Below are 14,275 nucleotides of genomic sequence, written 5' to 3' on the forward strand. Positions count from 1 at the left end.
TTAATCCAGTTTTTCAAGCTTGTTTAATTTTTAGGGCCTATAACCAAGACCGCTTAGTAGGTCCAAATAGACAGGTCTGCCATTCACTAGTAAAGCCATTATAAATTACCTCTTGAAAACGCTTGGTGAAATTTCTTTAGTTCTATGGCAAATTCGGTAAAGCACTTTGAAAACATTATTTAAATACATCTTAAATACCATCCCCAGGCCACTACTTATTAAACTAAGTTATTGGGTACGGCCCCTTATGGCATTTAGCATGCGGGGCGATCGTTATACCGACCCAATAGATGGAAAGAGATTTAAGAACTTTCTTCCTTATGGCTATGAACATCCCAGGGAAAATGTATTATCGCCCTCTACCCTATCCTTGGAACGGCACCGATTATTATGGCTTTATCTAAAAAATGAGACCAATTTTTTTACGGACAAACTTAAGGTCTTGCATTTTGCGCCCGAACAGGCATTTTATAAAAGATTTAGAAACCAAAAAAACCTGGACTACACTACCACCGATCTAAATTCGCCCTTAGCGGATGTAAAAGCGGATATTTGTAACCTTCCTTTTGCCGAAAATTCCTTTGATGTCATATTCTGTAACCATGTTCTGGAACATATCCCCAACGATACCAAAGCAATGCAAGAATTGTACAGGGTATTAAAACCTGGAGGATGGGGTATTTTTCAAATTCCGCAAGACCTTAATAGGGCGGATACTTATGAGGACAATAGTATTACGGACAAAAAGGAAAGGGCCAAAATATTTGGACAGTACGACCACGTTCGTATTTATGGACGGGATTATTTTTCAAAGCTAAGATCTATGGGTTTTAAGGTAGAGGAAGTGGATTACACCAAAAAACTATCCGATGCCGATGTGGACCAGTATCGTTTGGCCAAAGGAGAAATTATACCCTTAGTATCCAAATAACTACTCCAGTACATTTACCTTAAATCCGTTGGTCATATATTCCAATACGTTTCCTTCTGCATCCAAATAAATAATATAGCCTTCCAATTCCTTATGTTGGGCCAATATGGTCTTAGTTTTCTCCAGATCCATAGCCATAAAAGAAGTAGCAAAAGCGTCTGCAGTGGCACAATCCTTAGCCATTACACTTGTTGCCAAGATATTGGAGCTCTTGGTATAGCCAGTTTTAGGGTCTATTGTATGGACGTACTTGGCACCAGTATCGGGATCAATTTTGAATTTTCTATAATTCCCTGAGGATGCCATGGCAATGTCTTTCATATACAGGGTTCTTTTGTAGGTCCTACTTTCCTGCATCATGGGATCATCAATGGCCACGACCCATTTTTTATTCTTGAGCCTGTTTTCCCCTTGGGCCAGAAGTTCTCCTCCTACCTCTATCAAAAAATCCGCAATTCCCTTGTTCCTCAATAAAACGGCAAGACGATCTACCGCATATCCCTTGGCTATGGCATTGAAATCGAAATATATGGCAGGATCCAATTTTTTTATTGTATTATCGGAATTAATGGCCACTTTGTTGAACCCCACGTAATCCAACAGACTATTTACCTTAATACTGTCCATTTCCAACTCCGTTCCCGGTCCAAAACCCCAGGCGTTCACCAAAACGCCAACTGTAGGATCAAAATAACCACCCGTAGCTTCAAAAACCTTACCCGAAAGTTCAAAAACCTCCCTAAACATACCGTCTACAACAATAGTAGAATCTCCCGCATTGATTCGTGAGATATCGGAAGTAGGTATATAGGTAGACATAGATCGATTTAAAACCTGAAAAAGGGAATCAATTTCCTGTTCAAAATTCAATTCCGAAGTCGCCAAATAGGTAATGTTATAGGAAGTTCCCAAGGCAGATCCAGAGGCCATATTCTTTACCCATTTGGACTCATTGCTCCTACAGCCTGCAAAGACCAGAACTAAAAAAATTACCCCTAAACGAATAACACTATATTTTAATAAGTCCGTCATAATCCAATATATAAGCTTCATTAAGATAAACCGGTAGATTCCTATCCTCTGCATTATATAGACCTACCCCGGCATAGTAGGCTTCTCCGTTTTGGGCCAGGGCATGATCCTTAATTTTCTGCATTAGGGATCTATCATAATCCCTTGGATCTTGCGGATGCAGTACACTACGCACCACTATAAAAAATAATTTCTTATCCTTAAGACAGACAAATTGGGGATTTTTTTTGGGTTTACTATTAATCCCCATAAACTCGAACCCCTCGGCTTCCAATTGTTTTCCAACAATATTCATGGCCAAATTATGCAATTCCTGTTCCGTTAAGGGCGTACTCATTGTCTATATTTTAAATTTCTAAGCCAAAAATAAATCTTGACATTCTTAAAACATTGCTCAAAAAAAAGACCTGTCAGGTTTTAAAACCTGACAGGTCTAATATTAGACCTTCAAGGTCCTGTAATTTGTGAAGGCTATAAATTAACCTCCGAAATCATCAAATCTAATATGCTCATCAGGAATACCGAAATCCTCTCCCATTTTCTGAACTGCCTTGTTCATCAATGGTGGCCCACAGAAGTATAGTTCAATATCTTCAGGCGATTCGTGATGGTTCAAGTAATTTTCTATTACACAATTGTGAATAAAACCTACAAACCCATCTCCTGGGGCATCGATATTCTCTTTTACCTTCCAGTTATCCTCTGGTAAAGGCTCCGATAGCGCCAAATAGAACTTGAAGTTTGGAAACTCCTTTTCAAGTCTATAAAAATGCTCCAAATAAAACAATTCACGTTTAGACCTACCACCATACCAATAGGTAACTTTTCTGTTGGTCTTTAAAGTGTTGAACAGGTGATATAAATGTGAACGCATTGGAGCCATACCTGCACCTCCACCAACATATAACATCTCCGAATCCGATTCGTTGATAAAGAATTCACCGTAAGGTCCGGAAATTACCACTGGATCTCCTTTTTTCAAATTGAAGATATAGGAAGATGCAATCCCTGGATTAACGTCCATCCAACCATTTTTGGCCCTATCCCAAGGTGGAGTGGCAATACGAACGTTCAACATAATTTCCCTTCCCTCAGCAGGATAAGAAGCCATAGAATAAGCTCTTTCCACAGTTTCCGGGTTCTTCATGACCAACGGCCACAAATTAAATTTATCCCATTCTGCCTGAAACTTATCTGGGGTTTCGTGCTCTTCAGGATGCGCAGTGATATCCATTTCAGAGAATTTCACTTCACAGGGAGGAATCTCGATCTGTATATATCCACCGGCCTTATACCCCATATCTTCAGGAATTTCTACCACAAATTCCTTGATAAATGAAGCCACGTTATAATTACGTACCACAGTTCCCTGCCATTTTTTAATTCCGAAAACTTCTTCAGGAATAGTGATTTCCATATCCTGCTTCACCTTTACTTGACAGGCCAAACGGGCACCATGGTTCAATTCCTTTTTGGAAAAATGAGGTGTTTCCGTAGGAAGCGCTTCTCCACCCCCGGACAACACATGACATTCGCACTGAATACAGGTTCCTCCACCTCCACAGGCAGAAGGAAGAAATATTTTCTGGTTTCCCAAAGTGGACAATAATGACCCCCCAGAACTTACTTCAATTTTCTTTTCACCATTAATGGTTATGGTTACCGGCCCCGATGGGGATAATTTTTCCTTGGTAAACAGTAATAGTGCCACCAACAATAACAGTAGTATTAAAAAAGCAACTACCGTGATCACTATTGTTCCAATTGTACTTGTAGCTAATATCATTTTTACTCGTTTATTATAGCGTTGTTATAAGAAACCGTATTTTCTTTGGTCTCCTTAATTATTTTATCTTCCTCTAACTGTTGTGCAGTATTTTGCTCCACTTCCTTGGGAGCCTCATCACCGCCAGTTAACATACCGCCAAAACTCATAAAACCAATAGCCATAAGTCCAGTGATTATAAAGGTTATTCCTAGACCTCTAAGTGGTGGTGGAACATTGGAGTATCTAATTTTCTCACGTATGGCTGCAATGGCCAAAATAGCCAAGAACCAGCCGATACCGGAACTAAGTCCATAATTAAAGGCCAATCCAAGAGTTTGGATGTCCCTAGACTGCATAAATAACGAACCTCCCAATATGGCACAGTTTACCGCAATAAGTGGTAAAAATATACCCAAAGAGTTATAGAGCGCTGGAGAAAATTTTTCCACAACAATCTCTACCAATTGCACCATAGTGGCTATGGTTGCAATAAAGAGGATAAAAGATAAAAAGCTTAGGTTATAATCCGCATACTCAGGTCCTAACCAAGCTAAGGCCCCATCCCTTAAAAGATACTGATCCAATAACCAGTTTAGGGGCACCGTTACTGCCAATACAAAGATCACAGCTGCTCCAAGACCAACTGCAGTAGTCACTTTTTTAGAAACGGCAAGATAAGAACACATTCCTAAGAACGTGGCAAATACCATATTATCTATAAATATGGATTTAAAAAATAATTCTACATGTTCTAACATAACATTCTATTCTTATGATGACTACTAGTTTTCTTCTATTAAAGCTTTGTTTCGAGAACGTTGTACCCAGATAATGAGACCAACAACGATCAAGGCCATGGGGGACAACAACATAAATCCGTTATTCTCATAACCTATGGCATAAAGACCCGTTTTCTCTATAGGATCGCCCAAGACCTTAAACCCGAGCAATGTACCTGAACCCAATAGCTCCCTAAAAAATCCAATTATGATCAATATTAAACCATATCCGGCCGAGTTCCCGATACCATCCAGGAAAGACCTCCATGGTCCGTTTGCCAAAGCAAAAGCCTCAAAACGTCCCATAATGATACAGTTGGTTATAATAAGGCCAACGAACACAGAAAGCGTTTTGCTCAATTCATATGCAAAGGCCTTAAGCACCTGATCCACCATAATAACCAAGGCGGCTACAACCACCAATTGTACAATAATTCTAATCTTGGAAGGTATAATGTTCCGCATTAAGGAAATAACAACATTTCCCATACCCAATACGAACATCACCGATAAGGCCATTACTATGGATGCCTTTAGTTCTGCTGTAATTGCCAATGCTGAACAAATTCCCAATACCTGAATGGTAATAGGGTTGTTATCTGCCAAAGGGTCTAATATTAGACTCGTATCTTTTTTTGAAAGTAGTGCCATGTTTTAATTTTTAGCTCGTATTGATTCCAAGTAGGACTTATATAGGTTTACGCTTTCTTTGATCATTGCAGACAGACCGTTACCGGTAATGGTTGCTCCCGCCAATGCATCCACCTCATTATCATCTTTAATTTCGTTGGTAGGATCGTTATTTCCCTTGGCAACGGCTATACCGGCATATTCCGTACCTTTTAAAATGGATTCTCCGGTAAAGTCGTCCATAAAGTAACGTTGCTTAATATTGGCCCCTAAACCTGGGGTCTCCCCTTTATGGTCGAAGTACACGCCTTTTACTACCAAATTATTATCCAGGGCTACAAATCCCCATATAGCATCCCAAAGACCTTTGCCCCTCATAGGAATGATATAATACTTTGAGCCGTCCTTTTCACCAATGAACAATGGTAATTTCCTTGTTTTACCAGCTTTGGCCTCAGTTTCCTGTTTTTTAAGGTCTATCAGGTAGGCATTGTCGTCCTTGGTAATCTTATCCCCCTCAATTACCAATTGCTCCGTGATATATTTTTCAAATTCACCTGCAACCTTATCGGTGGAAACAAAATTTACACTTCCCTCATCCACATTTTCGTTTACGCCCATGGCATAAAGGATATTCTGTTGTTTTTCCAGTCTTTCATTCTCTTGGATCTTTTCACTGAGTGAAGACGCAAAAAATGCCAAAAGAGACCCTACTATGACCACCATAACGGCGGCAAAAATAACGGTGTAACTATTTTTATCTGTATTAACTGCCATGATTATACTGTTTCTGCTTTTAATTCCTGTGCTTTTCCTTCACCGTCCCTAGGTAAAATAGTAGCGTTCTTGGCACGCTTCAATCTTTTATTAATATTTCCCCTAACCACATAGTGATCAATTGTTGGAGCAAAAACGTTCATCAACAAAATAGCCAAGAATACGCCTTCTGGATAAGCAGGGTTGAAAACCCTTATCAATACTGAAATAAATCCTATAAAGAATCCATAATACCATTTGCCCTTATTGGTCTGGGCACCGGTAACCGGATCGGTTGCCATGTACACAATACCAAAGGCCAAACCACCAACGATCAAGTGTTGCCAGAAGGCAAAACTCATTAATCCATAAAACTTGCTTGTCTCGGTTATCCAGCCCGCATCGACCACACCATTAAAGATAAGCCCCATGACCAAGGCCCCTATTACCGCACTCAGCATGATCCTCCAACTGGCTATCTTACTATAGATCAAGAACAGTCCGCCCAATAAAATTAGTATTGTAGAGGTTTCCCCAACAGATCCGGGGATAAATCCAAAAAACATATCGGCAACGGAATAAGACATTTCTGCCCCCTTACCTTGTGCCAAATAACCCAAAATAGTTTCTCCGGAAATAGCGTCGGGACCACCGGCCAAATCAACCGCTTGGTGTACCCAAACCTTATCCCCACTCATCCAAGTAGGATAAGCAAAGAATAAAAATGCCCTAATGGTAAGCGCCGGGTTCAAAATATTCATTCCGGTACCTCCAAAAACTTCCTTTCCGATAACCACTCCAAATACTACCGCTACGGCCAACATCCACAAGGGAGTATCAACAGGTACTATCAAGGGAACCAACATACCGGTTACCAAATATCCTTCCTCTACCTCATGACCCTTGATTACGGCAAACAAGAATTCAACCGCAAGTCCAACCGCATAGGAAACGATTACCAATGGCAGCACTGTCCATGCTCCCATAATAAAATTCTCCCAAGTTAGGAAGTTTCCAAAAAGAGAAGCTTGCCTAACCACACCATTGGCCGCATCAACAGCGGCATAGTGCTGATACCCGGCATTGAAAATCCCAAAAATAAGTACGGGGACCAAAGCCATGATAACCGTGTTCATGGTACGCTTTAAATCATCCACGGCACGTACATGGGAACCAGAATGTGTAGTTTCGTTGGGAGCATACAAAAAGGTATGGATTGCATTGAATGCAGGGGCCATTTTCTTGCCTTTGTACTTCTCCTTTAGGTTATGTAAATTATTTTTTAAGCTCATCTTTTTATCCTATTTCTTTATATAATAAATCCAACCCTTCCCTGATGATCTGCTGATGTGGTTGTTTAGAGATGCAAATAAATTCTGTAAGTGAAAAATCTTCGGGAGCAACTTCGTAAAGACCCAACTGCTCCATTTCATCCAAATCCTTTACCATACAAGCTTTTAAAAGTTGTAAAGGATAAATATCCATTGGAAAAACCTCTTCATACAATCCAGTTACCACAAAAGCCCTATGTTCACCATTGGTATTGGTATCCAAATCATATTTCTTATTGGGCTGCAACCATGAGAAGGTCAAGGCCCTAGTTGAAGATATTTTATTGAAAACAGGCTTGTTCCAGCCAAAAAATTCATAATCATCACCTTCAGGAATAACACTTACGGTATTGTTATAATACCCCAAATATCCGTCCGGCTTCGTTTTGGAACCCGTAAGTACATCCCCGTTTATCACCCTGAAATTTTCCGTATTCACGCCACTGGCATAAAGAAAGGTAGCTATTTCAGAACCTATTTTGGTGGTGTAATATTTTGGGGTCTTAACACTGGAACCTACCAAGGCAACAACCCTTTCTGGGTTATACCTGCCGGTAAGCAGGAGCTCCCCTATTATAACAAGGTCTTGCGCAGCAATTGTCCAAACTACTTCGCCCTTATTTATCGGGTCTATCTTATTGATCTGGGTACCTACCAATCCAGCAGGATGGGGACCGGAAACCTTATGTATTTCCGCACCTTCCATCTTGGAAAAAATAGACTGTCCACCTTTACCTATAGAAACATGTACCTTACCAGGGGTTAATTTCCCTAGGGCAGTAATTGCAGCCTGAATTTCATTTTCCTTTCCCTTTAATGCATAATCCAAGTCGGCCGCCATAGGACTGGTAACATAAGCAGATATAAATATGGACTTAGGTGTTACACTTGGGTTTGCAATAATATCATAAGGTCTTTGCTTAATGAAAGGCCAACACCCAGATTTTAAAAGCATGGCCTTAACCTCCTCGGCTTTGGCGCTTTTAGGAGATAATGGTGCATACGATACAAATTCTTGGCTTTTGTCTGCCAATATTTTCAAAGTTAAAATTCTTCTTCTTGCACCTCTCACTACCTCGATCAGTTCTCCGCTTACCGGGGAAACAAAAAGCATGTCTTCCACATTTTTATTGAAAAAAAGTGGCTCTCCCGCCTTTACTTCAGCGCCTTGCTTAACTATTAATTTAGGTGTAATTCCGTGAAAATCCTGAAGATTAATCGCATAAACATTACTTAAAACAGCTTTGGAAGTAGTCTTTTCCGCATCACCAATAAGATTAATGTTCAAGCCTTTTTTAATTCGGATGTCTTTAGACATATTTAGTAGACCTTAGGTTATCAAAATTTCGAGCAAATTTAATACTTAATAAAAAGTTTTCATAATTATTACTTATAAATTTAGAGATTAAACCACGCTAAACTATTTAGGCTTGCTTTTTGCTTACCTTTACGTGAAAATATTACCAAATGAGATTGAATTTTTTTGCGCTTATACTGTTCATTTCCTGCCATTTTGCTTTTGCCCAGGTGCAGATTGAAATAAACCCTCCATCAAATATCAAAACCATTATATTTAAAGGTGACACCGATGACCAATTTCCGGTCGTAAGCTTGGGCAACCCAATTTATCTGGAATTTGATGACCTTCTGGCCAATGAACAGGACTATTATTATAAAATAGTACATTGTGATTATGACTGGACCCCATCTTCACTTTTAAAATCCCAATATCTAAACGGAATGGACAATGAGCGTATTGTAGATTATGCCAACAGCTACTCCACACTACAACCCTATTCCAACTACAAGCTTACGATACCCAATGATAATACCCGACTAAAAGTTAGCGGCAATTACATATTGGAAGTTTACAACAGTTATAACGAGCTTCAATTTTCCAGAAGATTCATAGTATATGAAGATAAGGTAACCGTAGGCGGAGTGGTAAAACGTTCCAGGGATTTTAACTATCTAAACGAAAAACAAGTGGTGCAATTTACCATTAATGCCAATCAGGTAAAATTAGTAAACCCCAACAAGGAGGTAAAAGTGGCCATAATACAAAACCATCTGTGGCCCACCACCATTACCAATATAAGTCCTCAGTTTATACTCGGATCGGAATTGGTATATAAATATGATAAGGAAACCAGTTTTTATGGCGGAAATGAATATTTTAATTTTGACACCAAAGACCTTAGGGCACCAAGTTCATCCATTAGCCGAATAGAACTTACAGATCTTTACAACCATTTTTTGTTTGTGGATTATTTTAGGTACGACCGCCCCTATACATATTACCCTGACGTTAACGGTGATTTTGTGGTCAGAACCTTGCAGGGAGAGGACAGCTCCAGGGAGGCAGAATATAGTTATATACATTTTACCCTACCATATACTGAAAAAATTGGCCTTAACGATGTATATGTATTTGGAAAATACAATAATTACGCCCTCGATGAAGAGAATAAAATGACTTATAATGAAGTTACCGGCAATATGGAGGCGGTCATAAAAATGAAACAAGGATTTTACAACTACAAATATGTAATGAAAAACAATGAAGGTGAAATTGACATGAACACCATTTCGGGAAATTTTCATTTTACGGAAAACAACTACCTCATCCTGGTCTATTATCGCAATTTTGGCGATATGTATGACAGTATTATTGGAGTGGGCTCTGCCAATTCCCGTTCCATTACCAATTAGCTATTGTTTAAACGGGCGCATTCAATAGTGCCATACACGCAATTGTTTTAAGGAATTATGAGGGACTGGTCCGCCAACAGGACATCAACCACAAATTAATTCATCAAAAAAAAGAAGCTCCAAAGCAGATATTAGCACTAGCTTAAACGTGTAAACAAAAAGTCTTATTATATTGCGCCATAATAATAATGGGAATCCCAACCTAATCCCTAACCCATAATTAAATATGAATAGTAGCTTTTATCCAATTTGGACCAAAACCATTTTTATCCTTCTAATTTTCTTAAGCCTAAGCTCCTTGGCTCAAGAAACCAAACTAGACAGTATTCTTGACGATTACCACAATAACCCGGAACAGATCCTTGTAGCGGCCCATAGAGCCACCAATCCCAACTACCCCGAGAACTCTTTGGCCGCCATAGCAGAAAGTATTCGCATAGGAGTGGATATCGTGGAAATTGATATCAGAAAAAGTAAGGACGGCCAATTGGTAATAATGCACGATAAAACTATTGACAGAACTACTAATGGGGCAGGGAAAGTAGATGATTTTACCCTTGCAGAACTCAAGGAGTTTAGACTTAAGTTGGGAAATGACATTACAAATGAGCAGATACCTACTTTTGAAGAGGTACTACAATTAACCAAAGGCAAGATGCTATTGGATGTGGATTTTAAGCTGGAAGGAGAGGCCGCCGTAAGACAAACTTTTAAGTTGATAGAAACATACGGAATGGAAGACCAGATATTATTTTTCCTTTATGATTATCCCGAAACCGCGCAATACCAAAATTTGAACAAGGATATCAAAATAATGCCCAGGGCATATTCCAGGAAGGATATTAGGAACATAAGGAAATTGGAGGATATTTCCATAATACATATTGATGATAGCTATTATAGAAATGGAACCATGCGCCGACTTATAAAATCTGGATATAGGGTATGGATCAATGCTTTGGGAAAGTATGATAGGATGGAAACCGAAGCTAAAAATTCAGGTTTTGATGCCCTCTTGTCCCGAAAGTACGTGAACGTAATTCAAACCGATTTACCCGAAGAATTATTAAGTTATCTTAGATTAAGAAACCTGCACCGATAAGATTTATGATATTCGGGAAGGAAAACTATCAAGGTAGGAGGATCAATACTTTATTTCATATACCCCCTTCCCATAACCGCTATCCTTTTTGATTAAAAGTTTATGGTGTTGGGCATCATAATTCCAAAACACCTCCCTTTCCAATAGTTTCCCATCCAGGGAAACCGATTTCGGGATTTTGCTGGAATGAATCCTTAACAGATGGGCGAATTTTGTTCCTTCCAGGGATAGCTTCAAAATACCTGCTGTTGTTTCATAAGAAATGGTAGTTATACCCACGGTATCCGTATGATGATAAATAAAACTATGTTCATCTTTGGGATATATTAAAACGGTTGTAAAGCCTTCAGAATCCCTATTTCCCAATCCGGTATAGGATCGTTTAATATCCATTGGAACAATAGCCCCTTCCTTGATATAGACTGGATATTCGTCCATTGGAAAATCCCGATTAATTTCAACCTTTCCTTCAATGAGTTTATGATCATCAAAAAAATACCTCCATTGACCTTTGGGCAAGGTAACGGTCCTAGTTTTGGAATCCATATATATTGGGGCCACCAAGAAATCATTGCCGAACATATAGTGATATTTGCCTTTTTTTAGAGGAGTCTGCAATCTTTTTCCTCCGTTATGGGCCGTTACCACATAGTGGTACATATAGGGCACCAATTCCGTATGCAACCAGGAAAACTTCCGTATTACCTGAAGCTCCTCTTCTGTTCTTTTCCAAAGGCGCCTTTCTCCATGGCCGCCATTCATGAAGAGACCGCAAAAAGCAGAAAATTGCGCCCAACGGATATAAAGTCGAGCAGGAATGGTTTTCCCCGAGAATCCGGCTACATCAGATCCTACTATATTATATCCCAAGTCGGCACTTTTCAGGACACTCTCTATGGCCGATTCAAAACCTTGGATTCCATCCAAAGCGATGTCCACGTTGTTACCCCCATTTTCCATAAGCATTTCATTGGTAACCCATTCGTGCTTCTGATCGCCTACCCAGTTTACCGGGGAAGCATCAATGGGCGCAAAGCCTTCAGGATGAAAGCCACGGTCTATAGATCTGGAAAGCGTAACAAACTCAGGATTTTGGGTAAGCCCATGCGCGTACTCATCCCTATAATAATGGTCCATATAGGTTCTAGTGGTCATAATCCCATTGGACGTACGCTTATAAAATATTGGTATGGGTCCCAATTGATTCCAAAAAAGGGTTGCGGTACCATCCAGCTTCCATCCATCTACACCAAGATCAAAAACATTTTGCTGCAACCCACGCCACCAATCCATGGCTTTATCATTCGTATAATCTATAAAACCACCTTCACCTTTCCACCATTTATTGGGGTGGCGGGATTTAACCAAGAAACCATTATCCATTGCCTGTTGATACCAATCTTTGGATTCCTTAATGTTGGCATCCTTACTAAAACTATTCACCATAGAGGTCATCCACAGAACCACCCTATAATTACTGTCCTGTAGCTTCTTAAACCACTGTGCCGGCTTCTTATACAGGCTCGTATCAATTTCAAAATCATTATAACGCAAGGACCAAGGGCTATCCAAAATAATGGTTCTAACGGGAATGTCATTTTCCTCATACCCTGCCAATAATTCGTCTACATAATCTGAAGTGTTGACATCATCCTCCCAAAGCCAACATTCCAATGCCCAAGGAGGGGTTAAAGGCGGATTTCCATGTCGCTGACTATTGAAGGGCATTCCCCATACAGGGAAAATCCAATAAAAATATGCAACGACTGTTATAGTCGCCAAAACCCAAATACCAATTTTTAGAGCTTTACTTTTCAATTAACATTTTTAACTTTTCTAAAGAATCTAAAATAGATGGCCACAAGTGAATAGACCATAAAAATAGAACCTATAGTAAGAAGCAAGGAACTATATTCTGTAAACACCTTGCTATAGCCTTTTACCTCATTGCCCCTAACCATATAATACAGACCCAAGACAACCAAAAACAAGGCACTTAACATTCCCGTCATGGCCATTCTCTTATGCATCGGAATAAAATGTTCCCTTCTGTAATTCCAAAGCAATTGGTACAAAACCAACCAGAAAGCCCAGGATAGAACTTGCCAAAAATTAAGGGTCCTAAAATAATTCAACAAAGTAATAAAGGGCTGAAACAACAAATTTTCTCCAGAATAAAAAGGTCGGTCTTGGTACATAAGTACCTTTACTTTACTTTGATCCCTATTTCTTATTATTTCCAAAATAGATTTTTCTTTTTTATGAGGATCCATTTTATGCCAATTTGGAATTTGGAAGGAATTCCATATACCGCAGGCCCTACCGTAACCATGAAAATCAAGTCCCCCTATCATGAGGAGCTTGTTTTCCTCACAGAACCTTTTAAGATCCTTAAAAATGGCGCGGTCATAATAAAGTTCCTTGCCCACATTTTCTATTTCAAAACCATCAACCCCTAGGTCCCTATAAAATTCCTTATCCTTTCCCTTCCCGTCAAACCAGTGATTCACAATAACCGCCCCGCCGTGTTCCTGCACCAATTCCACAATTAGGGAATCGGATTTGTCCTTGGTTTCAAATTTACCGTTCAGCCCCAATAAGCTCATATGATTGGAACCTGAGTGCTCTTGTCCCACCATGATCAAAGGTTCTATTGAAAATTGCTTATTTCTTTGTTGGGTTGCAAATTCCAATGTTTTTTTGTGATTGGCATGATCCGTTATAAAAAAGGCATCGAACCCATTTCTTTTATGCCATTCCCACATTTTTTCTTGGGATATCAACCCATCATGACTAAATTCGGTATGGGCGTGACTGGTTAGCAGTATCTCATCCGAAGTATTGTTTACAATGGTATTATTAGGCAGGCGAATGAAAAGAATAACTATAAAAACTGAAAAACAAATACCGATCAGCAAAGGCAGGTTACCCAAAAACCGCAATACTGTTTGCCTTCTGCAAGGAACTGCAGCAACTTTAAAAATCTTGATTAGACTTAGACTTATATAAAATACCAATATCCATAACAAGGTAATCGGCAATTCCTGTAGCGGATAAATGGCACGGTTTAAATATAGCAACAATCCCAGGATTGGTTCAAAGACTATTCTTAAGATTGGGATATGGATAGTGTATTCGGGAACGGTCTTGAGGGTAAGGGCATCAATAATATGGATATCAAAATGATAAAAAAGTGCCAAAAAAGCGATAACTAAAATCGGAATTGCAACAAGA

The 14,275-nt window shown here is 39.4% G+C and carries 13 protein-coding genes; 3 read left to right on the forward strand and 10 right to left on the reverse strand.

Annotated features, from left to right (window positions below):
* Positions 1 to 166 precede the first annotated feature (166 nt).
* Positions 167 to 931: a class I SAM-dependent methyltransferase gene (locus B9Y87_RS12590; RefSeq protein WP_085499360.1), complete on the forward strand. Its 765-nt coding sequence runs from the start codon at positions 167 to 169 to the stop codon at positions 929 to 931.
* On the opposite strand, the gene B9Y87_RS12595 is transcribed toward B9Y87_RS12590, so the two are convergent.
* From B9Y87_RS12595 to B9Y87_RS12630, 8 genes are all read right to left on the reverse strand, one after another.
* Positions 932 to 1,963, reverse strand: coding sequence for an FAD:protein FMN transferase (locus B9Y87_RS12595; protein WP_085499361.1), 1,032 nt, complete (start codon positions 1,961 to 1,963; stop codon positions 932 to 934). It abuts the gene before it with no gap.
* Positions 1,941 to 2,300 (reverse strand): Na(+)-translocating NADH-quinone reductase subunit F, encoded by a 360-nt coding sequence (locus B9Y87_RS12600; protein WP_085499362.1) that lies wholly within the window; start codon positions 2,298 to 2,300, stop codon positions 1,941 to 1,943. Before B9Y87_RS12600 ends, B9Y87_RS12595 begins: the two co-directional genes overlap by 23 nt.
* Before the next feature lie 141 nt (positions 2,301 to 2,441).
* The gene (nqrF, locus tag B9Y87_RS12605) at positions 2,442 to 3,749 is read right to left on the reverse strand and encodes an NADH:ubiquinone reductase (Na(+)-transporting) subunit F (RefSeq protein WP_085499363.1); all 1,308 of its coding nucleotides are present in this window, start codon (positions 3,747 to 3,749) and stop codon (positions 2,442 to 2,444) included.
* A gap of 2 nt (positions 3,750 to 3,751) precedes the next feature.
* A complete protein-coding gene (nqrE, locus tag B9Y87_RS12610) occupies positions 3,752 to 4,489 on the reverse strand; it encodes an NADH:ubiquinone reductase (Na(+)-transporting) subunit E (RefSeq protein WP_072863477.1) in 738 nt (245 codons plus the stop codon).
* Positions 4,490 to 4,513: 24 nt separating this feature from the next.
* A complete protein-coding gene (locus B9Y87_RS12615; RefSeq protein WP_072863479.1) occupies positions 4,514 to 5,161 on the reverse strand; it encodes an NADH:ubiquinone reductase (Na(+)-transporting) subunit D in 648 nt (215 codons plus the stop codon).
* A gap of 3 nt (positions 5,162 to 5,164) precedes the next feature.
* Positions 5,165 to 5,917, reverse strand: coding sequence for a Na(+)-translocating NADH-quinone reductase subunit C (locus tag B9Y87_RS12620; RefSeq protein WP_085499364.1), 753 nt, complete (start codon positions 5,915 to 5,917; stop codon positions 5,165 to 5,167).
* Between the two features lie 2 nt (positions 5,918 to 5,919).
* Positions 5,920 to 7,188 carry an NADH:ubiquinone reductase (Na(+)-transporting) subunit B gene (locus B9Y87_RS12625; protein WP_085499365.1) on the reverse strand — a complete coding sequence of 423 codons (1,269 nt, stop codon included), beginning with the start codon at positions 7,186 to 7,188 and terminating at the stop codon, positions 5,920 to 5,922.
* A gap of 4 nt (positions 7,189 to 7,192) precedes the next feature.
* Complete coding sequence (locus B9Y87_RS12630) at positions 7,193 to 8,545, reverse strand: Na(+)-translocating NADH-quinone reductase subunit A (RefSeq protein ID WP_085499366.1); 1,353 nt, start codon at positions 8,543 to 8,545, stop codon at positions 7,193 to 7,195.
* 149 nt (positions 8,546 to 8,694) lie between these two features.
* Here B9Y87_RS12630 and B9Y87_RS12635 point away from each other — a divergent pair, with 149 nt between their 5' ends.
* Entirely contained in the window at positions 8,695 to 9,939 is a 1,245-nt protein-coding gene (locus B9Y87_RS12635) for a type IX secretion system plug protein (protein ID WP_085499367.1), read from the forward strand.
* A gap of 226 nt (positions 9,940 to 10,165) precedes the next feature.
* Complete coding sequence (locus tag B9Y87_RS12640) at positions 10,166 to 11,041, forward strand: glycerophosphodiester phosphodiesterase family protein (RefSeq protein WP_085499368.1); 876 nt, start codon at positions 10,166 to 10,168, stop codon at positions 11,039 to 11,041.
* A 42-nt stretch (positions 11,042 to 11,083) separates the two neighbouring features.
* Here B9Y87_RS12640 and B9Y87_RS12645 read toward each other — a convergent pair whose 3' ends face one another.
* On the reverse strand, positions 11,084 to 12,859 hold the full coding sequence (locus tag B9Y87_RS12645) for a TIM-barrel domain-containing protein (RefSeq protein WP_217807514.1): 1,776 nt from the start codon (positions 12,857 to 12,859) through the stop codon (positions 11,084 to 11,086).
* Complete coding sequence (locus B9Y87_RS12650; RefSeq protein ID WP_217807515.1) at positions 12,856 to 14,241, reverse strand: PHP domain-containing protein; 1,386 nt, start codon at positions 14,239 to 14,241, stop codon at positions 12,856 to 12,858. The genes B9Y87_RS12645 and B9Y87_RS12650 overlap by 4 nt, the downstream gene beginning before the upstream one ends.
* Between the last annotated feature and the right edge of the window lie 34 nt (positions 14,242 to 14,275).

This window comes from Arenibacter troitsensis (assembly GCF_900177645.1).
Taxonomy (GTDB): domain Bacteria; phylum Bacteroidota; class Bacteroidia; order Flavobacteriales; family Flavobacteriaceae; genus Arenibacter; species Arenibacter troitsensis.

What these genes read in the sequence shown, in the direction of transcription:
- B9Y87_RS12640 (WP_085499368.1), top strand. Translation starts at nt 10,166, where the DNA reads ATGAATAGTAGCTTTTATCCAATTTGGACCAAAACCATTTTTATCCTT.
- B9Y87_RS12595 (WP_085499361.1), bottom strand. Translation starts at nt 1,963, where the DNA reads ATGACGGACTTATTAAAATATAGTGTTATTCGTTTAGGGGTAATTTTT.
- B9Y87_RS12635 (WP_085499367.1), top strand. Translation starts at nt 8,695, where the DNA reads ATGAGATTGAATTTTTTTGCGCTTATACTGTTCATTTCCTGCCATTTT.
- nqrF (WP_085499363.1), bottom strand. Translation starts at nt 3,749, where the DNA reads ATGATATTAGCTACAAGTACAATTGGAACAATAGTGATCACGGTAGTT.
- B9Y87_RS12625 (WP_085499365.1), bottom strand. Translation starts at nt 7,188, where the DNA reads ATGAGCTTAAAAAATAATTTACATAACCTAAAGGAGAAGTACAAAGGC.
- B9Y87_RS12615 (WP_072863479.1), bottom strand. Translation starts at nt 5,161, where the DNA reads ATGGCACTACTTTCAAAAAAAGATACGAGTCTAATATTAGACCCTTTG.
- B9Y87_RS12620 (WP_085499364.1), bottom strand. Translation starts at nt 5,917, where the DNA reads ATGGCAGTTAATACAGATAAAAATAGTTACACCGTTATTTTTGCCGCC.
- B9Y87_RS12600 (WP_085499362.1), bottom strand. Translation starts at nt 2,300, where the DNA reads ATGAGTACGCCCTTAACGGAACAGGAATTGCATAATTTGGCCATGAAT.
- nqrE (WP_072863477.1), bottom strand. Translation starts at nt 4,489, where the DNA reads ATGTTAGAACATGTAGAATTATTTTTTAAATCCATATTTATAGATAAT.
- B9Y87_RS12630 (WP_085499366.1), bottom strand. Translation starts at nt 8,545, where the DNA reads ATGTCTAAAGACATCCGAATTAAAAAAGGCTTGAACATTAATCTTATT.